At 62.9% G+C, this 25,557-nt stretch carries 18 protein-coding genes; 11 read left to right on the top strand and 7 right to left on the bottom strand.

What is annotated here, in order from left to right:
* The 3 genes from YA0848_RS00075 to YA0848_RS00085 all read left to right on the top strand — a co-directional run.
* Positions 1–464 (top strand): cytochrome C assembly family protein (locus YA0848_RS00075; protein ID WP_232925006.1); only part of this gene is annotated, 464 nt, incomplete at its 5' end.
* A gap of 12 nt (positions 465–476) precedes the next feature.
* Positions 477–1,715: a transporter associated domain-containing protein gene (locus YA0848_RS00080; protein ID WP_169903822.1), complete on the top strand. Its 1,239-nt coding sequence runs from the start codon at positions 477–479 to the stop codon at positions 1,713–1,715.
* 282 nt (positions 1,716–1,997) lie between these two features.
* A complete protein-coding gene (locus tag YA0848_RS00085; protein ID WP_034100341.1) occupies positions 1,998–3,308 on the top strand; it encodes an MFS transporter in 1,311 nt (436 codons plus the stop codon).
* Between the two features lie 36 nt (positions 3,309–3,344).
* Here YA0848_RS00085 and purT read toward each other — a convergent pair whose 3' ends face one another.
* The 5 genes from purT to YA0848_RS00110 form a co-directional block, all read right to left on the bottom strand.
* Complete coding sequence (gene purT / locus YA0848_RS00090; RefSeq protein ID WP_017139720.1) at positions 3,345–4,526, bottom strand: formate-dependent phosphoribosylglycinamide formyltransferase; 1,182 nt, start codon at positions 4,524–4,526, stop codon at positions 3,345–3,347.
* Positions 4,527–4,595: 69 nt separating this feature from the next.
* Positions 4,596–5,063: a VUT family protein gene (locus YA0848_RS00095; RefSeq protein ID WP_034100344.1), complete on the bottom strand. Its 468-nt coding sequence runs from the start codon at positions 5,061–5,063 to the stop codon at positions 4,596–4,598.
* Between the two features lie 137 nt (positions 5,064–5,200).
* The gene (locus YA0848_RS00100) at positions 5,201–5,416 is read right to left on the bottom strand and encodes a DUF1289 domain-containing protein (RefSeq protein WP_034100345.1); all 216 of its coding nucleotides are present in this window, start codon (positions 5,414–5,416) and stop codon (positions 5,201–5,203) included.
* Positions 5,413–5,937, bottom strand: a complete 525-nt coding sequence (locus tag YA0848_RS00105; protein WP_034139191.1) for a gamma carbonic anhydrase family protein — start codon at positions 5,935–5,937, stop codon at positions 5,413–5,415. The genes YA0848_RS00100 and YA0848_RS00105 overlap by 4 nt, the downstream gene beginning before the upstream one ends.
* A gap of 36 nt (positions 5,938–5,973) precedes the next feature.
* Positions 5,974–6,576, bottom strand: a complete 603-nt coding sequence (locus tag YA0848_RS00110; RefSeq protein WP_034100348.1) for a CoA pyrophosphatase — start codon at positions 6,574–6,576, stop codon at positions 5,974–5,976.
* 147 nt (positions 6,577–6,723) lie between these two features.
* On the opposite strand from YA0848_RS00110, the gene YA0848_RS00115 reads away from it, so the two are divergent.
* The 8 genes from YA0848_RS00115 to YA0848_RS00150 all read left to right on the top strand — a co-directional run bounded on the left by YA0848_RS00115 (position 6,724) and on the right by YA0848_RS00150 (position 21,078).
* A complete protein-coding gene (locus YA0848_RS00115) occupies positions 6,724–7,272 on the top strand; it encodes an NUDIX hydrolase (protein WP_034115015.1) in 549 nt (182 codons plus the stop codon).
* 35 nt (positions 7,273–7,307) lie between these two features.
* Positions 7,308–7,811, top strand: a complete 504-nt coding sequence (locus YA0848_RS00120) for a L,D-transpeptidase family protein (RefSeq protein ID WP_034100351.1) — start codon at positions 7,308–7,310, stop codon at positions 7,809–7,811.
* A 263-nt stretch (positions 7,812–8,074) separates the two neighbouring features.
* The gene (locus YA0848_RS00125) at positions 8,075–8,806 is read left to right on the top strand and encodes a GntR family transcriptional regulator (protein WP_034100353.1); all 732 of its coding nucleotides are present in this window, start codon (positions 8,075–8,077) and stop codon (positions 8,804–8,806) included.
* 53 nt (positions 8,807–8,859) lie between these two features.
* Complete coding sequence (gene nagA / locus YA0848_RS00130) at positions 8,860–9,966, top strand: N-acetylglucosamine-6-phosphate deacetylase (protein WP_034100355.1); 1,107 nt, start codon at positions 8,860–8,862, stop codon at positions 9,964–9,966.
* The gene (locus tag YA0848_RS00135) at positions 9,947–10,969 is read left to right on the top strand and encodes an SIS domain-containing protein (protein WP_099313005.1); all 1,023 of its coding nucleotides are present in this window, start codon (positions 9,947–9,949) and stop codon (positions 10,967–10,969) included. The genes nagA and YA0848_RS00135 overlap by 20 nt, the downstream gene beginning before the upstream one ends.
* Before the next feature lie 36 nt (positions 10,970–11,005).
* Positions 11,006–13,516 (top strand): phosphoenolpyruvate--protein phosphotransferase, encoded by a 2,511-nt coding sequence (gene ptsP, locus YA0848_RS00140; protein ID WP_169903821.1) that lies wholly within the window; start codon positions 11,006–11,008, stop codon positions 13,514–13,516.
* 27 nt (positions 13,517–13,543) lie between these two features.
* A complete protein-coding gene (gene nagE, locus YA0848_RS00145) occupies positions 13,544–15,238 on the top strand; it encodes an N-acetylglucosamine-specific PTS transporter subunit IIBC (protein WP_040269363.1) in 1,695 nt (564 codons plus the stop codon).
* A gap of 92 nt (positions 15,239–15,330) precedes the next feature.
* Positions 15,331–21,078 (top strand): membrane-targeted effector domain-containing toxin, encoded by a 5,748-nt coding sequence (locus tag YA0848_RS00150; RefSeq protein WP_169903819.1) that lies wholly within the window; start codon positions 15,331–15,333, stop codon positions 21,076–21,078.
* A gap of 67 nt (positions 21,079–21,145) precedes the next feature.
* Here the strand turns inward: YA0848_RS00150 and YA0848_RS00155 are convergent, their stop codons facing one another.
* Together YA0848_RS00155 and purL are read right to left on the bottom strand one after the other, a co-directional pair.
* Positions 21,146–21,457, bottom strand: coding sequence for a Nif3-like dinuclear metal center hexameric protein (locus YA0848_RS00155; RefSeq protein WP_034139199.1), 312 nt, complete (start codon positions 21,455–21,457; stop codon positions 21,146–21,148).
* 4 nt (positions 21,458–21,461) lie between these two features.
* The gene (gene purL / locus YA0848_RS00160; RefSeq protein WP_034139200.1) at positions 21,462–25,358 is read right to left on the bottom strand and encodes a phosphoribosylformylglycinamidine synthase; all 3,897 of its coding nucleotides are present in this window, start codon (positions 25,356–25,358) and stop codon (positions 21,462–21,464) included.
* Between the last annotated feature and the right edge of the window lie 199 nt (positions 25,359–25,557).

Here is a 25,557-nt window from a genome sequence, read left to right on the forward strand (position 1 = left end):
GCACCGTGCAGGTGATCGACGAAGAACCGGGCATTCTCGCCCACATCCTGCTGTCGATCCTGGCCTACGGCATGTTCACCATTGCCGTGTTCCAGTCCCTGCTCCTGCTGTTGCAGGACCACCAGCTCAAGCACAAACACCCATTGGGCCTGATCAAGAACTTCCCACCGCTGCAAACCATGGAGAGCCTGCTGTTCGGCTTCCTGTGGGCCGGTTGGACGCTGCTGTCGCTGTCGCTGATTTCCGGCTGGCTGTTCGTCGAGAACCTGTTCGCCCAGCACCTGGTGCACAAAACCCTGCTGGCCTGCCTGGCGTGGGTGGTGTTCAGCGTGTTGTTGTGGGGCCGCAACCGTCTCGGTTGGCGCGGGCATAAGGCAATCCGCTGGACCCTGGCCGGTTTCTGCTTGCTCATGCTGGCCTATTTCGGCAGCAAGCTGGTTCGCGAATACATCCTGCATATCTGACGGGCAGCGATCATGGACAATTTGCCCCTGGGGCCGATGCTCGCGGTAATCGCCCTGCTGGTGTTATGGGCCGGGCTGTTTACCGCCATAGAAGCCGCCCAGCAACACCTGCTGGCCCTGCGCCCCGGCACGCGCCAGGGCGACAAGGCCGCCGCCCGCCTGAATTTCCCGCGTGACAGCCTGATCTTGTGCAATACGCTGTGCCGTGGGGTGGTGGTCATCCTGTGTACGCTGCTGGCAATTTACGCCTGGGCGGCAAACGGTCCGTGGCTGGGCTGGCTGATTTCTTGCGCGGTCCTCCTGGTGCTGGCCGACTACCTGCCCCGCGCCCTGGCTACCCGTCATCCGCAAGCGGTGCTCGGCTTTGGCAATACGTTGCTGGGCGTGCCACTGAAGCTCCTCTATCCCCTGGCCTGGCTGCTCAATGGCATCAGCCTGATGCTATTGCGCCCCTTCGCCCGCAAGACCGGCGCAGTCAAAAAAAGCGACGAGCCGCTGCCCGATCACGATGACGAAGCGGAGCAGGCAACCGATAAAAGCCAAGCCCACGGCATGCCCGGCATCCACGCCCTGGACAACATCACGGTCAATGACATCCTGGTGCCGCGCAGTGAAGTCGACGGCATCAACCTGGACGAGCTGATCGAAACGATCATCGAACAACTGCGCGCCTCCGAGCGTACGCGCTTGCCGGTGTTCCACAGCGATATCAACCAGGTGCAGGCGGTGTTGAATACGCGGCAGATCCAGCATTTGCTGCCCGACGCCAGCCTGACCAAAGAGGCATTGCTCGCCGCCTGCCACGACCCCTACTTCGTTCCGGAAAGCACGCCGCTGCAGTTGCAACTGCTGAACTTCCACAAGCAGCAGCGTCGTCTGGGCATGGTGGTGGACGAGTACGGTGAAGTGCTGGGGATTGTCACCCTGGAAGACATCCTCGAAGAGATCGTCGGCGAATTCGAAAGCGAGCAAAGCGCGGATAACCCGCACATCCAGGCCCAGCCGGATGGTCGTTACATCATCGACGGCGCCGCCTCGATCCGTGAGCTGAACAAAAGCCTGGGCTGGCACTTACCCAGCGACGGCCCCAAAACCCTCAACGGCCTGGTGACCGAAGCGCTGGAAACCATCCCGGATTGCGCGGTGTGCCTGAAGATCGGGCGTTACCGCCTGGAAATCCTCGAGACCGAAGATAACCGCGTGAGCAAGGTGTTGATCTGGCATACCAGCAGAATGCCTGTCGCCGCATAACTTCTGATCAACCAAAATTAAACGTGGGCCCCTTCTCCACAGGTTGATTTGCACCGTGTCAGGCCTTGTTACAATTCCACGCCCCTTCCTATAATCCCTGCGGCTTATCCAAGCTCTGCCAGACCGCGTGCTACCCGCACTCAGCGCGTCCAGGCATCGATTCACCATGTCCGACCGGTGTTCGCTCCCATCCCGAGCCGCCCCGCGTGCAACCCTGATCCATGGGTGTTCGACCAATAATAATCCGCGTCCAAACGCGCAACGACCGTCAGGGATACCGCCATGAGCACCACCTATAACGAGGCCGCAACAGCCGCCCCGAGCAACTCCACCGCACGGGTCGCTACCGCGAGCATCGTCGGCACTGCCATCGAGTTCTATGATTTCTATATCTACGCCACCGCTGCGGCACTGGTGATCGGCCCGGTGTTCTTCCCGCAGAGTTCGGGCACCGCGCAGATGCTGGCGTCTTTCCTCACTTTCGGTATCGCCTTTATTGCCCGCCCGCTGGGCTCGGCACTGTTCGGCCATTTCGGCGATCGCATCGGCCGCAAGTCCACACTGGTGGCTTCGTTGCTGCTGATGGGCGTGTGTACGACGCTGATCGGCTTGCTACCCGGCTATGACAGCATTGGAGCCTGGGCGCCGATCCTGTTGTGTGTGCTGCGTTTCGGGCAAGGCCTGGGCCTTGGCGGCGAATGGGGTGGCGCGGCGCTGCTGGCCACCGAGAACGCGCCCAAGGGTAAGCGCGCCTGGTTCGGTATGTTCCCGCAACTAGGCCCTTCCATTGGTTTTCTGGCAGCCAACGGCCTGTTTCTGATCCTGGCCATGAGCCTGAGCGACGAACAGTTCCGCAGTTGGGGCTGGCGCATCCCGTTCATCCTCAGCGCCGCGCTGGTGATGGTCGGTTTGTATGCGCGTCTGAAGCTGCATGAAACGCCGGTGTTCGCCAAGGCCGTAGCCAAGCAAGCACCAGTGAAAGTGCCGTTGGTGGAGCTGTTCAGCCAGCATTGGCTGCCAGTGCTGCTGGGCGCCGCGTCGATGGTGGTGTGCTATGCGCTGTTCTACATCACCACCGCATTTTCTCTGAGCTATGGTGTTTCCACCCTGGGTTACAGCCGCGAGACGTTCCTCGGCCTGCTGTGCTTCGCCGTGTTGTTCATGGGCCTGGCCACGCCGATTGCCGCCTTGGCCAGCGACCGCTATGGCCGCAAACCCGTGCTGATCGTCGGTGCGATTCTGGCGATTCTGTCCGGTTTCACCATGGAACCACTGCTGACCCATGGTTCCACCTGGGCCGTGGCCTTGTTCCTGGCATTGGAGCTGTTTCTGATGGGCGTGACGTTCGCACCGATGGGCGCCTTGCTGCCGGAGCTGTTCCCGACCCGCGTGCGTTATACCGGGGCTTCGGCGGCGTATAACCTGGGTGGCATCGTTGGCGCATCGGCCGCGCCGTTTTTCGCGACCAAGCTGGTGGCGATGGGCGGGCTGAGTTATGTGGGTGGATATGTGTCGGCGGCGGCACTGCTCAGTTTGATTGCGGTGCTGTGCCTGAAAGAGACGCGGGATAACGATTTGAACAGGGTGGGCTGATAGGCCGCTATCGGGGGCNNCTTGCCCCCGATGCTTTTAGAGTTCTACAACAACGGCTTTAGAAGCACGGGTAGCCTTGGCCCGAGCCGCTTCAATCGACTCATCCCGCGCCAACGCCACACCCATGCGGCGCTGGCCATTCACTTCTGGCTTACCGAACAGACGCAATGCCGTATCCGGCTCGCTCAATGCCGCGCCGAGATTGGCGAAAGCGGTCTGGGTCGACTGCCCTTCCACCAGGATCACCGCCGACGCCGATGGCCCGAACTGTCGGATCAACGGGATCGGCAGGCCGAGAATGGCGCGTGCGTGCAAGGCGAATTGCGACAGGTCCTGGGAAATCAGGGTTACCAGGCCGGTGTCATGAGGGCGCGGCGATACTTCGCTGAACCACACTTGATCGCCCTTGATGAACAATTCCACGCCGAACAAACCACGTCCGCCCAGAGCCTCGGTCACGGCCTTGGCCACGCGCTCGGATTCGGCCAGGGCAATCGGGCTCATGGCCTGTGGCTGCCAGGATTCCTGGTAGTCGCCTTTTTCCTGACGATGACCAACCGGCGCGCAGAACGTGGTGCCGCCGATATGGCGTACGGTCAGCAAGGTGATTTCGTAGTCGAAATCGATAAAGCCTTCGATGATCACCCGGCCTTTACCGGCACGTCCGCCTTCCTGGGCATAGTCCCAGGCTTTCTGCACGTCATCGGCGCTGCGCAACAGGCTCTGGCCCTTGCCCGACGAACTCATCACCGGCTTGACCACACACGGGAAGCCCAGGTCCTGAACGGCCTTGCTGTAGTCCTCGAAGGTGTCGGCGAAGTGGTACGGCGAGGTCGGCAGGTCCAGTTCCTCGGCGGCCAGGCGACGGATGCCTTCACGGTTCATGGTCAGCGACGTGGCGCGCGCGGTCGGGATCACGGTGAAGCCTTCGGCCTCCAGCTCCACCAACGTAGCGGTGGCGATGGCTTCGATTTCCGGCACGATGAAGTGCGGTTTTTCCGCTTCGATCACCGCACGCAAGGCGGCGCCGTCAAGCATATTGATCACATGACTACGATGGGCCACCTGCATGGCCGGCGCATTGGCGTAACGATCCACGGCAATCACTTCAACGCCCAGGCGTTGCAGTTCGATTACCACTTCCTTGCCCAGTTCACCGCAGCCACACAGCAAAACGCGGGTCGCGGTTGGCGACAATGGAGTTCCGATTCGGGTCATCTCAGGTCCTCAGGGGAGCGGATCATGGGGAGAAAGGCCGGCATTTTACATGAACTGTAAAAATTGGCCTCAGTTGGCGACCGCCCGTTTGCGCACGCGCCAGGCCATGATCAGCCACACCGCAGTGACCCCGGCGAATTTCGACACCAGCGCGGTGCCCACCACCATCGGCGTCAACGCGCCGATCAGGCCGAAGAAGATAAACGTATCGAGGGGGATGCTCAGCGCCGAACTTATCCACAGGCGATCGTGGAGCGGGCGCTTGGTGATGGTGAATACCAGCCAGTCGATGCACTCGGACACCGCGAATGCCGTGGCACTGGCCAGGGCGATGGACGGGTCGGAGGTGATATAGGACAGCACCAGCGCGGCCAGCATGGCGATGATCGCACCGTGGCCGAAGCGGGTTTGCACCATGTCGCGAAGGATAAACACCAGGCCACCCCAGGCGGACCAGATCACATCCAGGTGAGGGGCGGTGGAGAAGGCGAAGTTGATCAGCACGACGCTGCTGATATAGGCGATCAGGAAGAGCATGGCGGGATGGGCCCTGTGTATAAGGGGCACAGGGTACTTCACATTAAGACAGATGTCGTCTGGGGGGCCTTATCGGGGGCAAGCCCCTCCCACACGCTTTCAAATGTGGGAGGGGGCTTGCCCCCGATAGCAATAGTTCAGGCGCCAGATTTACCAGAAGCCATAAACACCAACCCATTCGCCAAGGCCCGCTCATGGCACAAGCCCAACACTACCCGGCGCTCGGCATTAGCCATGCGACTCCAACGCGTGATTTCATCCACGGTGCGCTGGCAGCCGGTACAGATGTCGTCATCATCCAGCGCGCAAATGCTCACGCAGGGCGATGCAACAGGTCGTTCAACTGCACTCATTCTTCCTGCTCAGCCAGGTCACGGGCATAACGCTGCGAATTGTGTACATAGTGCGCGGCACTGGCCTCTAGCATCCTCTTCTGCGCCTCGGTCAGCTCACGCACCACTTTGCCCGGCGACCCCATCACCAGCGAGCCATCGGGAATCTCCTTGCCTTCGCCGATCAGCGAGTTGGCGCCGATGATGCAATGCTTGCCAATCTTCGCGCCGTTGAGCACCACCGCATTGATGCCGATCAGGCTGTAATCGCCGACGGTGCAGCCGTGCAACATGGCGTTATGGCCGATGGTCACGCCGGTGCCGAGGGTCAGCGGGTAGCCCATGTCGGTGTGCATCACGCTGCCATCCTGCACGTTGCTGTTCTTGCCGATCAGGATCAGTTCGTTGTCGCCGCGCAATACCGCGTTGAACCAGACGTTGGCGCCCTCCTCCAGTTTGACCTTGCCCACCAGCGTGGCGTTGGGCGCCACCCAGCTGTGTGGATGGGTCTCGACGCGGGCATCGCCCAGGCGGTATTTCATGGTGTTCCCTCACGGCGTTGCCATTGAATGGATGGCTTATTTATGGATAAAGCTCTTGGGCGGCTGGTGCAGGCTGATCTGCGCGTCGTCATAGAGCAGGTTGATCAGCTCGACGATCATGATCGCCGTCAGCCCCCAAATCTTGTATTCACCGAAACGGTAGCTGGGCACGTACCAACTGCGGCCCTGGTAATCGATTCGGTGGGTATGCTCCCGCGGGTCCTGTCGGAAAAAATCCAACGGGACGCTGAAGACCGCGGCAATCTCGGCATCGTTGGCCAGGTACTCCACGTAATCCGGAATCACACCTACGTAGGGGGTGACGCGGATACCGTGCAAGGAGATCAGCGGACTGAGTGGCCCGATGACCTCCACCAGGCCCGGCGCCAAGCCGATTTCTTCTTCGGCTTCACGCAGGGCGGTAAAGACCAGGTCCGGGTCTTCCGGGTCGCGACGCCCGCCGGGAAAGGCCACTTCGCCACCATGGGTCGACAGGCCGCTGGCGCGCAGGGTCAGGATCAGCTCAGGTTCGTCACTGCGGGTAATCGGCACCAGCACGGCGGCCTCGGGGAAACGTCCGTCGGTCTCCAACGTGTGCGGCGTGTGGTTGCTTACCCGGCGAAGTAGCTCGTCCAGCATGAGTCATCTCGATCTGTTGGCTACCTGGCATCATGCACCAAAGCGTGCAGGCGCCCAACCCCAAAACCATGACCGTGTCGCGAAACGACAACTTGCAGGAACGCCTGACCCCAAGCCAAGATGGATGGACTTTCCAGGAACCCCAGCATGAAATTCTGCAGCCAGTGCGGTAAACCGGTGACCCAACGCATTCCCGACGGCGACGCGCGCCTGCGCTATGTGTGCGATCACTGTTCGACCATTCATTATCAGAACCCCAACATCGTCGCCGGCACCGTGCCGGTGTGGGGCGATCAAGTGCTGTTGTGCCGCCGCGCCATCGAGCCGCGCCTGGGTTACTGGACCCTGCCCGCCGGTTTCATGGAGAACGGCGAAACCGTGGAACAGGCCGCTATGCGCGAAACCCTGGAGGAAGCCTGCGCCCGCGTACGGGACTTGAGCATCTATACCTTGATCAATGTGCCGCATATCAGCCAGGTGCATATTTTCTACCGTGCCGAGCTGATCGACCTGGACTTCGCCGCCGGCGCCGAAAGCCTGGAAGTGAAGCTGTTCGCCGAGGCTGACATCCCTTGGTCCGAGCTGGCTTTCCGCACCGTCGGGCGTACCTTAGAATGCTTCTTCGCTGACCGCCGCCAGCACGCCTACCCAGTGCGCAGCGAGTCGGTGCCGCCACTTGCCAAACCCGCCCAATAACAACGGCAGACGGCCTTCAAAGGGAAATCGTTTCAATGCGTTGGTTGCTTGCTCTGTTCTGCCTGTCGTTCGCCATGTTGTCGTCAGCCTCCACCCTGCAAACCGCGAGCGGTAAAACGGTCGAGAAGGTGCTGGTGCTCAAGTCCGCTCATCAATTGCAGTTGATCAATGACGGCAAGCCTTTCAAGACTTATCGCATTTCCCTGGGCAAAAACCCCAAAGGCCACAAACTGATCGAAGGCGACCGCCGTACCCCCGAAGGGCTGTACTGGATCGACTGGCGCAAGACCAGCGAGCGCTTCAACCTGGCCATGCACATTTCCTACCCCAATATCAGCGATGCCGCACGCGCGCGCCGTGAAGGCGTGAAGCCCGGCAGCATGATCATGATCCACGGCACCCCCGACACCGAGGACTACCCGGAGCAGTGGTTTCATACCCTGGACTGGACCGACGGCTGCATCGGCATGCGCAACGTCGACATGCGCGAAGTCTGGAACCTGGTCAAAGACGGCACCCTGATCGAGATCCGGCCGTAACCGTCGACCGCTCGTAAAATAATTCAAAAACTTCTATCGCCCCTGACGAGGCCTAACGGTGAATACCAGTTCACCGCGCGGGCCTGTGCATTTCTGCGCGCCACAAAGACCTCTCTAATACCACTTACCAAACAGCACCAATATCGCGCCCTAAATCATGGATTCGCACCGTTTTGGCAGCATTGACATGGTATTTAAGTGGTATTAGCTTGCGCCCCATACCGAGTGCCAAAACACCAATAACCGCATCGGACACCTCACAAATGAACCACATCCTCACCCTGCGCCCCGACGACAAACAATCCACGCCGCTGTACCTGCAATTGGCGCGCAATCTGGAGGCCGCCATTCATGCCGGTCGATGGACGTCCGAACAAGCGCTGCCGTCGGAGCGAACTCTCAGTGAGCAGTTGAGCATTTCGCGGGTTACTGCGCGCAAGGCGCTGGAAGTGTTGCTCAGCCAGGGCCTGATCCGCCGCAGCCAGGGCTCCGGGACGTTTATCACGCCGCGCCTGGAGCAGCCGTTGTCGCGCCTGTCGGGGTTCAGCGAGATGTTGCGCCTCAAGGGGTTCGTGCCCAGCTCACAGTGGCTGGAGCGCGAGATCACCCCGCCGACCCATGAAGAACTGATCCGCCTGGGCCTGTCGCCCACCGACAAAGTCGCGCGGCTCAAGCGCCTGCGTAAGGCCGATGACACGGTGATGGCGATCGAGATGACCACCCTGCCCGCCAGCGTACTGCCACAGCCGCAGTCCGTCGGCAACTCGCTGTACGAATACCTGGACGGCGTCAACAAACCCATCATGCGCGCGCTGCAGCATATTCAGGCGATCAACGCCTCGGACGAGTTCGCCAACCTGGTAGGCATCGCCCCCGGCACCGCCATGCTGCTGATGACCCGGGTCGGCTACACCGCCGACAACACACCGATCGAAATCACCGACACCTACTGTCGCAACGACTACTACGACTTCGTCGCCGAACTTCGACGTTAAAACGCCGCGCGGCACCGACGTTGCGACCCCTTGCGAGACACAGAGAACTGCCCATGTCCGAAGACAATATCCTTACGCCCCAAGGCTGGGTGCGCGGCCGCCTGGTGCACGAGCACGGCAAGGTCATCGCCGTCCACGGCCAGCCGTGCGACCCGGCCGACAACGACCTGCCCTACCTGCTGCCCGGTTTTATCGACCTGCATGTACACGGCGGTGGCGGCAAGGACATCATGGAAGGCGTTACGGCCTTCGAGACCATCACCCGCACCCATGTGCGCTTCGGCACCACCTCGTTGCTGGCCACCACCATGACCGCACCGGTGGATGAAATCTCCAGTGTCCTCGGCCAACTCGGTGCGTTCTGCGAGCAACGCCCCGTTGGCTGCGCCCGGGTGCTTGGGGTGCATCTGGAAGGGCCCTACATCAATCCAGGAAAACTCGGCGCCCAACCCAACTTCGCCCACACCGCGCTGATGGCCGAAGTGGAAGCCTATCTGCGACTGGCGCCGATCCGGGTGATCACTATTGCTCCGGAAATCGCCGGCCATGACGGCCTGATCCGCGCCCTCAGCCAACGCGGCGTGCGCATGCAGATCGGTCACACCCTGGGCAGCTATGAAGAGGGCGTTGCGGCCCTGGCCGCCGGCGCTACCAGCTTCACCCATTTGTACAACGCCATGAGCCCCCTGCATCACCGCGAACCCGGCATTGTCGGCGCCGCGCTGGCCCATGCCACCTACGCCGAATTGATCCCGGATTTGCTGCACGTACACCCCGGCGCCATCCGCGTGGCGTTGCGGTCGATCCCGTGCCTGTACTGCGTCACCGACTCCACCGCCGCCGCCGGCATGCCCGACGGTGAGTACAAGCTGGGCAGCCACACCGTGACCAAATGCCTGGGCGGCGTGCGTCTGGCCGACGGCACCCTGGCCGGCAGCACCCTGACCATGGATCAGGCGCTGCGCAACCTGGTGAAGATCGGCCTGCCGCTTCACGAAGCCTCGCAGCGCCTGTCGCAATTCCCCGCGGATTACCTGGGCCTGGAAGAACGCGGCCGCCTGCAACCCGGCAGCTTTGCCGACTGCGTGCGCCTGGACCGTTCCCTGCACCTCACTGACGTAATGGTCGAAGGAGACACCATTGACTTCAAAAATGCTTGAAGAGGCCCTGGCCTCCGCTGACGCGGTTGCCGCGCAGTTGCAACGTTTGGATCCGTTGCTGGAAGAGATTGCCGGTCGCCTGCGTCGCCAGCCGCCGCAAGTGGCGATGACCATCGCCCGCGGCAGCTCCGACCATGCCGCCAGTTACTTCGCCTACTTGGCCATGCAGCATGTGGGTGTGCCGGTGGCGTCGTTGCCGATGTCGGTGGTCACGTTGCTGCAAGCGCCGTTGAAGGTCAGTGGCCAGGTGGCGTTCGGGTTTTCCCAATCGGGCCAGAGCCCGGATCTGGTCAACAGCCTGCGCCTGCTGCGCAAGCGTGGCGCCTTGAGCATCTCGTTGGTCAATGCCGAAGATTCGCCCCTGGAAGCCGCGTGCGAATTCCACGTACCGCTGTGCGCCGGGCCGGAACTGAGTGTCGCCGCCACCAAGAGTTTTATCGCCACCCTCAGCGCCACGGCGCAGTTGATCGGCCACTGGAACCAGGAAGCCGAGCTGCTGCGCGCCTGCCGCGCATTGCCCGATGAATTGCGCGCCGCCGCCAAGCAGGATTGGACCCCCGCCATCAACGCCCTGCGCGACAGCCAACGCCTGATGGTGATCGGTCGTGGCGCCGGTTTCGCCATTGCCCAGGAGGCCGCGCTCAAGCTCAAGGAAACCTCGGCGATCCAGGCCGAAGCCTTCAGCAGCGCCGAAGTACGTCACGGCCCGATGGCCTTGATCGATGACAACTACCCGCTGTTGGTGTTCGCCCCGCGCGGCGCCGAGCAGGCTGGTCTGCTGAGCTTGGCCGCCGACATGCGCCAACGCGGCGCCCGCGTGCTGCTGGCCGCGCCGGACGATATCGCCGAACGCGACCTGACCCTGAGCCGCGCCGAACACCCGAGCCTGGACCCGATCCTGGCGATCCAGAGTTTCTACGTGATGGCGGCCGGCCTGGCGGTGGCGCGAGGCATGGACCCGGACCAGCCGCGCCACCTGAGCAAAGTCACCCGCACCCACTGAGTCACTTGCCGTGTTTTCCTGATGAGTACCGTGCCCATGTCCAATAACAACAATGACCTGACCCTCAGCGCCCCTTTAAGCGGGCCGGTGCTGGCCCTGGGCAACGTGCCCGACGAGGTATTCGCCAGCGGTGCCATGGGCGACGGCCTGGCCATCGATCCGCTGAACGATTGCCTGCACGCGCCGTGCGACGGCGAGATCATCCAAGTAGCCCGCACCGGCCATGCGCTGACGATCCGCGCCGACAACGGCGCCGAACTGCTGATGCACGTGGGCATCGACACGGTGGCGCTCAACGGCCAGGGCTTTGCCCTGCGCGTAGAACAGGGCGCGCGGGTCAGCCGGGGCCAGGTGTTGCTGCAGTTCGACCTGGACCGTGTCGCACGCCACTGCAAAAGCCTGATCAGCCTGATCATCCTCACCAATGGCGAGCACTTCCAATTGCGTCCGCTGGGGATTGACTCGGTCAAGGTCGGCGAGCCGTTGATGCAGATTACGGCGCGCGCGGCCGCTTCGGTGCGCACGGCTGTGGACAACAGCGACGCTGAAGCCAGCGCCCAGGTGCGCGTCACGCATCGGGGCGGTTTGCATGCGCGTCCGGCGGCGCTGATCCGCAAGGCGGCGCAGGGGTTCAGCAGCCAGTCACGCCTGCATTTCGCCGGGCACTCGGCGGCGTGCGACAGCTTGATGGGCGTGATGGGGCTGGGCGTGGAAGAAGGCGACGAGGTGCGCGTGACATGCCGCGGCAAGGATTGCGAAGCCGCACTGCAAGCGTTGGTGACGGCGCTGTCCCAGCCTATCGGCGATGCCCCTCACGCGCCGGCCGCCGCCGCGCCCGTGCGGGTCACTGCCGAGGCCGGCGTGCTGCAAGGCGTGTGCGCGGCGCCCGGGCTGGTGTGCGGGCCGCTGTTGCGCATGGCCGGTGTGGAGCTGGCGCCCGATCCCGGCAATCATCAAGCCGATGAACAATTGCAGCGTCTGGACGCGGCGCTGGAACAAGTACGCGGCGAAATCCGCACCACCCTGGCACAGGCCCGCCACCGTAAAGCCGTGGAGGAAGAAGAGATCTTCTCCGCCCATTTGGCCTTGCTGGAAGACCCCGCGTTGCTGGACGCCGCCAACGCCGCCATCGAACGCGGCAGCGCGGCCACCCACGCCTGGCGCGATGCGATCCAGGCCCAGTGCCAGGTGTTGCTGGGCTTGGGCAAGCCGCTGTTCGCCGAACGCGCCAATGACCTGCGCGACCTGCAGCAACGGGTGCTACGTGCATTGCTTGGCGAAGCCTGGCAGTTCGAACTGCCCGCCGGGGCCATCGTCAGCGCCCATGAACTGACCCCATCGGACCTGCTGCAATTGAGTGCACAACACGCGGTGGGCCTCTGCATGGCCGAAGGCGGCGCCACCTCCCATGTGGCGATCCTCGCCCGAGGCAAAGGGCTGCCGTGTGTGGTCGCCCTCGGCGCCGAAGTGCTCGACGTGCCCCAAGGCCAACGGGTGGTGCTCGACGCGGCCAATGGGCGCCTCGAATTGGCGCCCAGCGAGACACGTCACGCCGAAGTGCATCGGATTCGCGACGCGCAAAAACGGCGGCGCCAGCAGCAACAAACCCAGGCACACCAGCCGGCGCAGACCCGCGACGGGGTGAGCATTGAAGTGGCGGCCAATGTCGCCTCCAGCGCCGAGGCACAGGTAGCGTTCGAGAACGGTGCCGATGGCGTCGGCCTGCTGCGCACCGAATTCCTGTTCGTCGACCGTCGCACCGCGCCGGATGAGCAGGAGCAACGCCAGGCCTATCAAGCGGTGCTGGATGCCATGGGCGACAAATCGGTGATCATCCGCACCATCGATGTGGGCGGTGACAAACAGCTCGACTATCTGCCGCTGCCGGCGGAAGCCAACCCGGTGCTGGGCTTGCGTGGTATTCGCCTGGCCCAGGTACGGCCCCAATTGCTCGATCAACAACTGCGCGCGCTGTTGCAAGTCGCGCCGCTGGGGCGTTGCCGCATCCTGCTGCCGATGGTCAGCGAAGTCGACGAACTGCTGCACATCCGCCAGCGTCTCGACCACCTGTGTATGGAGCTGGAACTGAGCGTGCGTCCGGAACTGGGCGTGATGATCGAAGTGCCTGCCGCCGCGCTATTGGCCGAGCAACTGGCCCGGCATGCGGATTTTCTCTCCATCGGCACCAACGACCTGTCCCAGTACACCTTGGCCATGGACCGCGACCACGCGGGGCTCGCGGCCCGCGTTGATGCCCTGCACCCGGCGCTGTTGCGCCTGATCGCCCAAACCTGCGCCGGCGCGGCCAAGCACGGGCGTTGGGTTGGCGTGTGCGGCGCCCTGGCCTCCGATCCACTCGCCACCCCGGTACTGGTGGGGCTGGGGGTCAGCGAGCTGTCCGTCAGCCCGCTTCAAATAGCCGAGATCAAAGACCGCGTCCGCCATCTGGAGGCGGCGCACTGCCGGCAACTGAGCCAAGGGCTGCTCGACCTGAGCAGTGCCGCGGCCGTTCGCCAAGCCTGTCAACGCCACTGGCCGCTGAGCTGACAACAACAAGAAAAAGGGAGACATGCCATGTACCAGCACTTTATCGAAGGCCTGCAACGCTTGGGCCGTGCACTGATGCTGCCGATTGCGATCCTGCCGATCGCCGGCCTGCTGCTGCGCCTGGGCGACACCGACCTTCTGAACATTGCGGTGATGCACGATGCCGGTCAGGCGATTTTCGCCAACCTGGCGCTGATCTTCGCCATCGGTATCGCCGTGGGTTTTGCCCGCGACAATAACGGCACCGCCGGCTTGGCCGGGGCCATCGGTTATCTGGTGATGATCTCCACCCTCAAGGTGATGGACACCACGATCAACATGGGCATGCTCGCCGGTATCGCCAGCGGCTTGATGGCCGGGGCGCTGTACAACCGCTTCAAGGACATCAAGCTGCCGGAGTACCTGGCGTTTTTCGGCGGCCGGCGGTTCGTGCCGATTGTTACCGGGTTCTCCGCCGTGGGCTTGGGCGTGGTGTTCGGCCTGATCTGGCCACCGATCCAGCATGGCATCAACAGCTTCGGCGTACTGCTGATGGAAAGCGGCAGCCTCGGCGCATTCGTATTCGGCGTGTTCAACCGCCTGCTGATCGTCACCGGTCTGCACCACATCCTCAACAACATGGCCTGGTTCGTGTTCGGCAGTTTTACCGACCCGGCCACCGGCGCGGTGGTCACTGGCGACCTGACCCGCTACTTTGCCGGCGACCCCAAGGGCGGCCAGTTCATGACCGGCATGTTCCCGGTGATGCTGTTCGGCCTGCCCGCCGCATGCCTGGCGATGTACCGCAACGCTTTGCCGGAGCGGCGAAAGGTCATGGGCGGGATTTTCCTGTCGATGGCCCTGACATCGTTTCTGACCGGGGTGACCGAGCCGATCGAATTCGCCTTCATGTTCCTCGCGCCATTTTTGTACCTGATCCATGCGGTACTGACGGGTCTGTCGATGGCCGTCACCAATATGTTGAACATCCACCTCGGCTTTACCTTCTCCGGTGGCTTTATCGATATGGTGCTGGGTTGGGGCAAGTCCACCAATGGGTGGTTGGTGGTCCCGGTCGGCTTGGCGTATGCGCTGATCTACTACAGCGTGTTCAGCTATTGCATCCGCCGCTTCAACCTGAAAACGCCGGGGCGTGAAGATATCCAAGCCGCGCCGACGCAAACCCTGACCGACAACCAACGCGCCAGCGCCTACATCCGCGCCCTGGGCGGCGCGGACAACCTGCTCAGCGTCGGCGCCTGCACCACCCGCCTGCGCTTGGACATGGTGGATCGCAACAAAGCGCTGGATGCCGACCTCAAGGCGCTGGGCGCCATGGCCGTGGTGCGCCCCGGCAACGGTGGCAGCCTGCAGGTGGTGGTCGGGCCGATGGCCGATAGCATCGCCGATGAAATTCGCTTGGCCATGCCGTCATTCGTCGCTACCGCACCGGTGGCAGCGGCACCTGTGGATAAACCGAAAGCCGTGAATGAGCAGCACGCCGAGCAATGGCTGAACGCCTTGGGCGGACGCGCGAATGTGCGCCAACTGGAAGCGCTGGCCATGACCCGCCTGCGGGTGGTGCTGGGCGATGATTCAGCCTTGTCCGAAGCGCAACTGACGGCGCTGGGCTGCCAGGGCATCAGCCAGCTCGACAGCGGCGTTTGGCACCTGCTGGTCGGTGACAAGGCAGCCGGATTGGGCGAGGCGCTGGAACGCCTGACCCGCCCGCTCAACGCCTGACCGGCGGGGGGCACCACTGACTTATCTACAGCCCGTTCACGGCGCCATTCTCCAAGCTAAGGGTTCTTTCCCTCAGCATGGAGAATGTGCCCGTGAGCACGTCCAGCCCCCCTATTGCCCCGACGTTCGATGAGATAAAGGCCTACCTCAATCAAATCGGCCAGCATCTGCTCGAATCCCCCACACTGTTGATCCCGGAGAAAGCCCCCTCGCCTGACCTGCGTTATCTCGAACGCTTGAACGGGCTGATCCGTGGTGCCCGCCGGCAATATCTTGAACATGCGCGTGTCCACTACGGAACACTGCGCGACAGCGATCTGCGCAGTGAAGCAGGACAAGCCTTGCTCGCCACCCTCAAGGCCAACCTCGATACCCGGTTGCGACAACTGGATCTGGCCCACCAGATCGACGGCAAGCCGCGCAAATCCTTTATGACCTTCGACGCCGGCTTCATCGCCCTGACCCACGAAGCCAAGCTCGGCGTGCAGGATCGGCTGTTGCACCCGCAAGAAGGCGCGATGCTTGAAAAGGTGTCGCTGTACCCGACCTTGCGCCCGGGGCTGTATGCGTTGCGCTTCAGCTATCAGGAGCAGACCGTCGAGCTGGCCGGTGCGTTTGTGGTGACCGAAAAAAACCATCCCGTGCCGAGCAGCCTCACCGCCCCGCAGGATGTCGGCCAGGTGCTGCTGTTCACTCCAGCGCGGGGCGTCGAGTCATTCGATTCATTGGCGCTGCTGGACAGACGCCTGCACCAGCAGTTCGAACACCCCGCCAGCACCGAGGAATTCAGGGCGCTGCTGCCAGTGCGCTACCAAGCGCTGGGTAGCAGCGGAATCTGGCCGCTGACGCTGTCGCCCATCAGCGATAAGCCGCTGTTCGAGCACGTCAACGAAGTGCTGATCGACCGGCGCACCCTGGACATCGAGCGCGCGTTAAGCCTTGTGGACAACCCGGACCAGAACGCCGCGCAACTCATTGAGGCTGTCGAGCATGCCATCGAGGCCGCCCTGCCCGACCTCACCGCCCGCCTTGAACTGCGAGCCCAGACCCTGCTCGAACGCTGCCTGCGTTACAGCGCGCCGGACTGGTACCGCAGCGCCAGCGAGGTTGCGCGCAGCACCCTGGCCGAGCGCCTCAAGGGCTACGATCAGGCGCGCCGGGCAATGCTGGAGGTGTTGAACCCGGCCACCACCCCCCGCACGCTGGCACGCTATCAATGGCTGGAACGGCTGGCGGACGAGTTGGACATCCACGACCTGGAACCCCAGCACCTGCTGGTCAGCACCCGACGCTTCGTCCCCAATGTCGGCCATTACGATCACGACCGCACGCTGATCGAGCTGGCCTTGCGCGGCCTGCACACCGACGATGAAAAGCCGGGCTCCGACTTCCTCGCCAACACCGTCCTCACTTACAAGGATGCGCCCCTGCCAGCGGCCTATCAGGATCTGAACGTCGCCTGGCTGGCGCAGCAAATGGCCACCCTGCAACCGCGCCTGGACTTCGCCGATGCGCAACGCGATCTGCATGGCCGGGCAGAAGTGCGGCGCGCGGTTGAGCACATGCTCGATCAACGTATCGTCGCATTGGCGTATATCGCCCACCTGCAAGGTCATCTGCTGGAGAGCGACCTGCAACTGCTTGAGCGTCTGCGCGAAGGCACCGACCCGCAGCTCAGCGCCGCCACCGTGGGGGCCAATACCCTGTCGCTGCACGGCGCACAGCTTCAGGACCTGTGGGTGCTGCGCCGTACGAACGCCAGCGGCGTCGTGGACCGCGTGCTGCTGTGCACCCCTGAAGCGCCGCGCGACCAGCAATTCAAGGCCTTCGACACGGAACGGGCCTGCCAGCAACATATCCTCGGCTGGACCCTGGACAACGGCCTGAAGGCCGCGCCGGGGAGCATGACCGATTACCTGATCACCCGCGTGCCGCTGCGTTTTCGCGCGGCCATGCAGCACGTATTAAGCAACCTGAGCCTCAAATACCACGCCGAGGAATACAAAGAGGTCACCTTCAGCACCACCGCCAGCCACGCCGAATGCCTGCAAGCGATGTCGCGCCATGTGCTGTCGGCGCGTATCGACGACTATGCGTTCAGCACCCCGAACTGGTACCGCTCGACCACCGATGAGGTGCGCAAACAACTGGTGACCGCCGCCGAGGACGCCGAAGGGGCGCTGCAGGCCTACCACGAACATCCGCTCTCGGAGGCTAATTTCCACAGCTTCAACACCTACCTCCATGACCAGGCCCGACAACGCTTGAATGGCCTGCTGGGCCGCCCAGGGAATGACGTCGACCCGGATACCGTCTGGGTCTATGCCCCGCCGACATTAGTTCTTGCCTCGCGCCCCGAACCAATGACCTACACCCAATTGTTTCGCGACGGCTACGCCGACGGGGTGGGCTTTCTCGATGAGAAATTTTCCCGCTCGGCCACCTTCAGGGGCCCGGAGGGTATCGACCTGAGCGCACTGACCGCCGAAAAGGTCGCGCGCTCGGTCACAGGGGTGTGGATCGGTCAGCGCTATACAGACAAAGTCAGACGCGAGCTGCTGAATGCCGAAAGCCCGGCCTATGACTTCCGGCGCAATGCCATTCTGGCCATCACCCAACGCCAGTTGCTCAGTGCCGCCATCGAAGCGCAGCTCAAAGGCGACATCGCCGGGGTGGACCTGAATTGGCTGAAAAAAAGCATCGCCAGCCTGGGCGACACCACCGTGCAAACCCGCAAGACCTACGCCATCCACCGTTTGATGATCGATGGCGATTGGGTGATCGACACCTACCTGTTCAGCCACGCCGACAACCCGGTCCTGCTGTACACCCCGCAAGCGCCCGACGGCATCAGCTTTCGCGAGGCTCGGCTGTTCAATTACCTGCTCAAGACCCAGCCCGGCTGGATCGGCTACCTGGTCAACCGGGTCGGCGTTCAATCCCAGGCGCGAGTGCGCAGCTTTCTGGAAGAAGCGCGGCGCCTGCTGCCCGCGCACTTGGATAGAACCAGCCTCAGTCCGGCGCGCTACGACGCCATAGCCGGCGTGCCGCCTGTTACCGACCTGCGCCAGCTGCTGTACAACATGAAACTGCAACGCAAGATCGACAACGTCACGGGCACCACGGTAAACCGCACGCAAATGGTAACCGGCATTCTCTGGACCTGTGTGGAATGGGTCACCGCTATCGCCACCGCGCCCTACCCGGTGCTGAGCCTGAGCACCGGCATGTTGCTGGCTTTCAAGGACGCCATGCTCGCCCTGCACGCCTATCACCAGGGCGACACCGGCGCGACACTGGAACACCTGGCCGGGTACCTGTTCAACAGCGCCGGCGCGGTGTTCACCGACTTGCGCCCGGTATTGCGCGGCCTCAGGCCGACTGGCAAACCGTTGCGTCTGGCCGCAGCCAAGAACGAACACCTGCGCGCCATGAAATTGATCCGGCAACTGGAGCCCGCCCCTGCGGTGCCCGCCAACATGCAGCCGGTGATGTTCGAAGGGCAAGCCTTGTGGGCGAGCCGTACGCCGGATGTGATCGGGCGCTATTTGCTGTATCGGCTCGATCCGCTCAGCGGCAAGTTGGTCTCGACCACCCGCGTGGCCGCCCCCAATGCCGAGGGCGTCTGGCATCGTACCGGAGTGGCCGGCGGCGGCCCGAAATATGAAGCGCTGCCAGAGACACCCCAACCGTTTGCCCAGTATGAAATGCCGGAGAAACACTGGCGCGACCTGACGACGGTGATCAACCCGAACGTGCGCGAAGAACTCATACGGCTGGGCCGCGAACGCGACGTGCCGGCTTATACGGTGTTGTCGTCCGCGGCCGACAGCGTGAAACACTTGCAGCCGGTTTACGTGCAGAAAGTCGAGCGGCTGATCAAGGATGCGCGCAATTTTTTCCGATTCCTCGACCCGATCCCCACCCGCGCGCCCGCGCCGCCCATAGAGGCCGGCACAACCTTCAGGCAACTGCTCGACAGCGATGTGTTCGCCGGCAACAAGAACCTGGTCATTGGGGCGGTACCCGGCTCCATCGCCAGTAAACAGGTGCTGATGCAACAGATGGACGCCCTGATCGAAAAAGGCTTCAAGCGCCTGTACGTGGAATACCTGCCGGGGGACGTGTTCCGGCCGAAACTGGAGAAATTCAACAAGGGCCAGTCCTGGCGGCACATCCAGCAGCATATGCGGAGTATCGACAGCGCCTTCGGCATCGCCGACGACGCCGAGTTTTCCTACGCTGCCCTGCTAGGTAAAGCGCAGGAAAAAAAGGTGCAAATCTGCGCCCTCGATGCCACGACGTCCTATCAACTCGAAGACTCGCTGACCCTGCTCGGTAATACGCCGTCCACCACGCCACGGGGCAATGACCTGAGAAACTTCTACTCCCATAAAGTGATTCAAGCCGACAGCGTCGACGCCATGGATGAACGCTGGGTGGCCTTGGTCGAATCGTCCCGGATGCGCAGCTTCAATCAAACCCCGGGGCTGGCCGACCTGCACAATGCGGTGGCGTTGCGCATCGACGACGTAGGTGCGAACCAACCTGTCGGCCTTTGGCTGGATACTCCCGGCGCGATTCCCGGCGATGGACTGGCCAAGGCCGATTACCATATGACCCTGCACACCGGCTACAAAGCCCCCCAACCCAGTATCGCGGAGAGTGCACCCCAGCCCGGTCACTTCAGTGAGTTCGACATTGCGCCCACCTTCAGGGACGACATCGCCAGCCTGGCCGAACACCCCAGGGGCCTGGACACGCGTTACGCCCCCAGCGGTGCCCGCAGTCGTGCAGCATTCGATGCCTTTGTGGCGCTACGCACGCAGTTGAAGGCCAAGGCCCGAGCGTTTTTTGCCGACTATCACGCCACGCCCCGACCGGAACTGCCGCACCTGAGAACGGACACCACACCGGAAGCTTTCCTCAAGCAGGTCAGTGACAGCACGTTCTCGGGGCTGGTGATTGGCGAAGCCCACTCGGCCCAGGCCAGCAAAGCGTTCCTGCGCAAACAGATGAAGACCCTCAAGCAACAAGGCTTCAAAACCTTATATGTCGAGCACCTGCTGACCGACCTGCATCAGGCACAACTGGACCTGTTCCATCGCACCCAGCGCCTGCCCGACGGGCTCAAGGCTTACCTCAAGCGCCAGGACAGCGGGCATATGCCGCTGTACCGAGGCCCTAACAGTTATTCCGAAGTGATTCAGGCCGCCGGCAAATACGGCATTCGCGTTCGCGCCCTGGACTGTACCGCCAGCTATCACGTCAAAGGCCTGGAGGGCATCACCGATCGCAATCAACTGTTCAGCTATTTTGCCGCTCAGGTAATCAAGGCAGACCAGACGGCCCATGGCCCGCACAAATGGGTGGCGTTCGTGGGCAGCGGCCACACCAATACTCAGCTCGGGGTGCCGGGGCTGGCCGAATTGCAGGGCGCCATCAGCCTGCATATTCGCGACGTCGCGCCCACCCTGTCGCGCAGCCTGCATCGCGGTTATTGGGAGACGGACATTCAGGGCGCCTACTGGATTGCCGTGCGTAGCGACTTCAAGCTGGACGTCGGTATCGCAGGTACCCAGACACCCCTGCCCTTTGCTGCCGCAGACCGCTCGAAACTGACTCGACCCGGTTTCTTTCTGGTGGAACGCCCATCAGCCGCCGAAACCAACATCCTGCACCGCTCCCGTAGCGGCGAGATCGTTTCCACGCCCATCCAGGTGGATGACAACGGGCTGTTTTTCATCGACCGCTGGAACATGAAAGAACAGCGCTTCGAGTTCCAGAACACCCTGATCGAAGCCTTGAGGGAAGAGGTGAAACTGACACCGGCCCCCTGAACACCGGCCACAAAAAACCCGCCGACCATAAAGGCTCGGCGGGTTGCTTGGAGTGGCTGCCGGCAGATCAGAAATCCGCCAACGACCACACTTCATACGCAGGTGTTTCGTAGGGATGGCTGAGCTTTAACGCAGCCACTGCGGCTACGATCAAATCGTCCGCCACCACCATCTCAACTTTCCACTCATCGACCACTTCAACCTCGCCGACTTGCCCGAGAAACGGCTGGCTGCCGTCCAACGCGCGAAACTGGCCGCGGCCCAGCACTTGCCAGGCGCAGCTGTCGTAGTCGCCGATGCGCCCGCCGCCAGCTGCAAAGACGGCGGTTTTCACCGTCTCCACATGGCTGTCGGGCACAAAGAAGCTGAGCTTGTACACCGCCTCAGTTCACCCACACGCGCGCGTTGCGGAACATGCGCATCCAGGCACCGTCTTCGTTCCACTCTTCCGGACGCCACGAGTTCTGCACGGCGCGGAACACGCGCTCCGGGTGCGGCATCATGATGGTCACGCGGCCGTCGCGGCTGGTCAGGCCGGTGATCCCACGCGGCGAGCCGTTCGGGTTGGCCGGGTAGGTCTCGGTGACCTTGCCGTGGTTGTCGACGAAACGCAGGGCCACGGTGCCGGACAGGTCGGCTTCCAGCAGTGCCTCTTCGCTTTCGAACTCGGCATGGCCTTCACCGTGGGCGATGGCGATCGGCATGCGCGAACCGGCCATGCCTTGCAGGAAGATCGAGTTGGACTCTTGCACCTGCACCATGGCGACACGGGCTTCGAACTGCTCGGAGCGGTTGCGCACAAAGTGCGGCCAGAACTCACTGCCCGGGATCAGCTCGTGAAGGTTGGACATCATCTGGCAACCGTTGCACACACCCAGGGTGAAGCTGTCGTTGCGCTCGAAGAAGCCCTGGAACGCATCGCGGGCACGGCTGTTGAACAGCGCCGACTTGGCCCAGCCTTCGCCGGCACCCAGCACGTCGCCATAGGAGAAACCGCCGCAGGCCACCAGGCCCTTGAACTCGTTGAGGTCGACGCGACCGGCGAGGATGTCGCTCATGTGCACGTCGATCGCATTGAAGCCGGCGCGGTCGAACGCCGCCGCCATTTCCACCTGACCGTTGACGCCCTGCTCACGCAGCACCGCCACCTGTGGGCGGATGCCTTTCTTGATGTACGGCGCGGCGATGTCCTGGTTGACGTCGAAGCTGAGCTTGGTGCTCAGGCCCGGGTTGTCTTCTTCCAGGATCACGTCGAATTCCTGCTCGGCGCAGTCGGCGTTATCGCGCAGGCGTTGGATCTGGTAGCTGGTCTCGGCCCACTGGCGTTGCAGCAGACGACGCTGGCCGCTGAACACGGTGTCGCCGTTGAAGGAGATATTGATTTCGCCGTTGTTGATCGGCTGACCGATCACCGCGACGCAATCGGCCAGGCCGGCCGCGCTGAACTGAGCCAGCACATCCGGAGTGGCGTCCTGACGGACCTGGATCACTGCACCCAACTCTTCGTTGAACAGGATGCCGTTGATCTCGGACGCATCCTCGGCAACGCTGTCGAGCACGATGTTCAGGCCGCAGTGACCGGCGAAGGCCATTTCCACGACGCTGGTCAGCAAGCCGCCGTCGGAACGGTCGTGGTAGGCCAGCAGGTGGCCGTCGGCGTTAAGGCCCTGGATCACGGCGAAGAAGGCTTTGAGGTCTTCGGCGTCGTCGACGTCCGGGGCCTGCTTGCCGAGCTTGCCGTGGGTCTGCGCCAGGATCGAGGCGCCCATGCGGTTCTGGCCACGGCCCAGGTCGATCAGCACCAGGTCAGTGGTGCCCTTGTCCATGCGCAGTTGCGGGGTGAGGGTCTGGCGGATGTCGGTAACCGGCGCAAAACCGGTGACGATCAGCGACAGCGGCGAGGTGACGCTCTTGTCGGTGCCGTCTTCGTTCCAGCGGGTGGCCATGGACATCGAGTCCTTGCCCACCGGGATGGTAATGCCCAGCTCAGGGCACAGCTCCATGCCGACGGCTTTCACGGTGTCGTACAGGCGCGCGTCTTCACCCGGGTGGCCGGCGGCGGACATCCAGTTGGCCGACAATTTGATGTCAGACAGCTTGCCGATGCGCGATGCGGCGATGTTGGTGAGGGTTTCGCCAATGGCCATGCGGCCCGACGCCGGAGCGTCCAGCAGGGCCAGCGGGGTACGCTCGCCCATGGCCATGGCTTCACCGGTATAAACGTCGAAGCTGGTGGCGGTGACGGCCACGTCAGCCACCGGGACCTGCCACGGGCCGACCATTTGGTCACGGGCCACCAGGCCGGTGATGGTGCGGTCGCCGATGGTGATCAGGAAGCTCTTGCTCGCCACGGCCGGGTGATGCAGCACGCGTTCGATGCTGTCGGCCAGTTCCAGCTTGCTTGGGTCGAAATCATCGCCCAGTTCGGTTTCACGTACCGCCGAACGGTGCATGCGCGGGGCTTTGCCCAGCAGCACTTCGAGGGGCATGTCCACCGGGCTGTTGCCGAAGTGGCTGTCGGTGACGGTCAGTTGCGGTTCGGCAGTGGCTTCGCCGACCACGGCAAACGGGCAGCGCTCACGCTCGCAGATGGCCTGGAAGCGCGCGAAGTCGTCGGCGCCGACGGCCAGCACGTAACGCTCCTGGGATTCGTTACTCCAGATTTCGTGCGGGGCCATGCCCGGCTCGTCGTTTGGAATATTGCGCAGTTCGAAGCGGCCACCACGGTCGCCATCGTTGACCAGCTCCGGGAAGGCGTTGGACAGACCGCCCGCGCCGACGTCGTGGATAAAGCTGATGGGGTTCTTGTCACCCAGTTGCCAGCAACGGTCGATGACTTCCTGGCAACGGCGTTCCATTTCCGGGTTTTCACGCTGTACGGACGCGAAGTCCAGGTCCGCCGAGCTGGTGCCGGTGGCCATGGAGGAAGCAGCGCCGCCGCCCAGGCCGATCAGCATCGCCGGGCCGCCGAGCACGATCAGCTTGGAGCCGACCAGGATCTCGCCTTTCTTGACGTGTTCTTCACGGATGTTGCCCATACCGCCGGCCAGCATGATCGGCTTGTGGTAACCGCGCACTTCATCGCCACGGGGGGTGGTGATGGACTGTTCAAAGGTACGGAAGTAGCCGGTCAGGGCCGGACGGCCGAACTCGTTATTGAACGCGGCGCCGCCCAGCGGGCCTTCGATCATGATGTCCAGCGCATTGACGATGCGCTCGGGCTTGCCGTACGGCACTTCCCACGGCTGTTCGAAGCCCGGGATCTGAAGGTTGGAGACGGTGAAACCGGTGAGGCCGGCCTTGGGCTTGGCGCCGCGACCGGTAGCACCTTCGTCGCGGATCTCGCCGCCGGAACCGGTGGCTGCGCCTGGGAACGGGGCAATCGCGGTCGGGTGGTTGTGGGTCTCGACCTTCATCAGGATATGCACCGGCTCCTGCACCGCGCCGTACTGGCGGGTCTCGGGGTCCGGGAAGAAACGGCCGGCGACGGAGCCGACGATTACCGAGGCGTTGTCTTTATAAGCAGAAAGAACACCTTCGCTGTGCATCACGTAGGTGTTCTTGATCATGCCGAACAGGCTTTTTTCCTGGCTTTCGCCGTCGATGTCCCAACTGGCGTTGAAGATCTTGTGGCGGCAATGCTCGGAGTTGGCCTGGGCGAACATCATCAGTTCGATGTCGTGGGGGTTGCGCTTGAGGCCGTTGAAGGCGTTGACCAGATAGTCGATCTCGTCTTCGGCCAGGGCCAGGCCCAGTTCGGTATTGGCCTTCTCGAGGGCGGCGCGGCCACCGCCGAGCACGTCAATCGCGGTCAGCGGCTTGGGCTCGGCATGGCTGAACAGACCGGCGGCCTGTTCCAACTGGCCGACGATGATCTGGGTCATGCGGTCGTGCAGGCTGCTGGCGATCAGCTCGGCTTCGGCCTCGCTGAACTGCCCGGCGACGTAGAAGGCGATACCGCGTTCCAGCCGCTGGATATTCGACAGGCCGCAGTTGCGGGCAATGTCGCTGGCCTTGCTCGACCAGGGCGAGATGGTGCCGAACCGTGGCAGAACCAGGAACAAGCGGCCGGTCGGCTCTTGAACGGGAACGCTTGGGCCGTACTTCAGAAGGCGTGCCAGCACTTGCTGTTCGTCGGCGGTCAAAACGCCGCTCACGTCGGCGAAGTGAGCAAATTCAGCGTACAAGCCTGTAACAGCTGGAACCTTCTGGCTCAGTTGCTCAAGGAGTTTGCTGTGGCGAAAGGCAGAAAGGGCAGGAGCGCCGCGCAGGATCAACATCTTCGGGACAGCCTCGGGAAGGGGTGTGCTTTGAGGCCGTGCATTCTAGCGTAAACCGCCGCCAACGGCACCCGAAACGGTATCGCTGGCCGCTGCCGAACGTCAGTTGGCCGCGATTGCACCTTATCGCGGCGTCATCCGCTGCATTCCGCGCAGTTATTTTAACCGTCACAAACGCCCGCCAACGCCCATTTCTGCG

The organism is Pseudomonas sp. S4_EA_1b (assembly GCF_016307435.1).
Taxonomy (GTDB): Bacteria; Pseudomonadota; Gammaproteobacteria; order Pseudomonadales; family Pseudomonadaceae; genus Aquipseudomonas; species Aquipseudomonas rhodesiae.

Excerpts from the sequence above, each read along its gene's own strand:
- YA0848_RS00080 (WP_169903822.1), top strand. The coding sequence starts at position 477 with ATGGACAATTTGCCCCTGGGGCCGATGCTCGCGGTAATCGCCCTGCTG.
- YA0848_RS00085 (WP_034100341.1), top strand. The coding sequence starts at position 1,998 with ATGAGCACCACCTATAACGAGGCCGCAACAGCCGCCCCGAGCAACTCC.
- purT (WP_017139720.1), bottom strand. The coding sequence starts at position 4,526 with ATGACCCGAATCGGAACTCCATTGTCGCCAACCGCGACCCGCGTTTTG.
- YA0848_RS00095 (WP_034100344.1), bottom strand. The coding sequence starts at position 5,063 with ATGCTCTTCCTGATCGCCTATATCAGCAGCGTCGTGCTGATCAACTTC.
- YA0848_RS00100 (WP_034100345.1), bottom strand. The coding sequence starts at position 5,416 with ATGAGTGCAGTTGAACGACCTGTTGCATCGCCCTGCGTGAGCATTTGC.
- YA0848_RS00105 (WP_034139191.1), bottom strand. The coding sequence starts at position 5,937 with ATGAAATACCGCCTGGGCGATGCCCGCGTCGAGACCCATCCACACAGC.
- YA0848_RS00110 (WP_034100348.1), bottom strand. The coding sequence starts at position 6,576 with ATGCTGGACGAGCTACTTCGCCGGGTAAGCAACCACACGCCGCACACG.
- YA0848_RS00115 (WP_034115015.1), top strand. The coding sequence starts at position 6,724 with ATGAAATTCTGCAGCCAGTGCGGTAAACCGGTGACCCAACGCATTCCC.
- YA0848_RS00120 (WP_034100351.1), top strand. The coding sequence starts at position 7,308 with ATGCGTTGGTTGCTTGCTCTGTTCTGCCTGTCGTTCGCCATGTTGTCG.
- YA0848_RS00125 (WP_034100353.1), top strand. The coding sequence starts at position 8,075 with ATGAACCACATCCTCACCCTGCGCCCCGACGACAAACAATCCACGCCG.
- nagA (WP_034100355.1), top strand. The coding sequence starts at position 8,860 with ATGTCCGAAGACAATATCCTTACGCCCCAAGGCTGGGTGCGCGGCCGC.
- ptsP (WP_169903821.1), top strand. The coding sequence starts at position 11,006 with ATGTCCAATAACAACAATGACCTGACCCTCAGCGCCCCTTTAAGCGGG.
- nagE (WP_040269363.1), top strand. The coding sequence starts at position 13,544 with ATGTACCAGCACTTTATCGAAGGCCTGCAACGCTTGGGCCGTGCACTG.
- purL (WP_034139200.1), bottom strand. The coding sequence starts at position 25,358 with ATGTTGATCCTGCGCGGCGCTCCTGCCCTTTCTGCCTTTCGCCACAGC.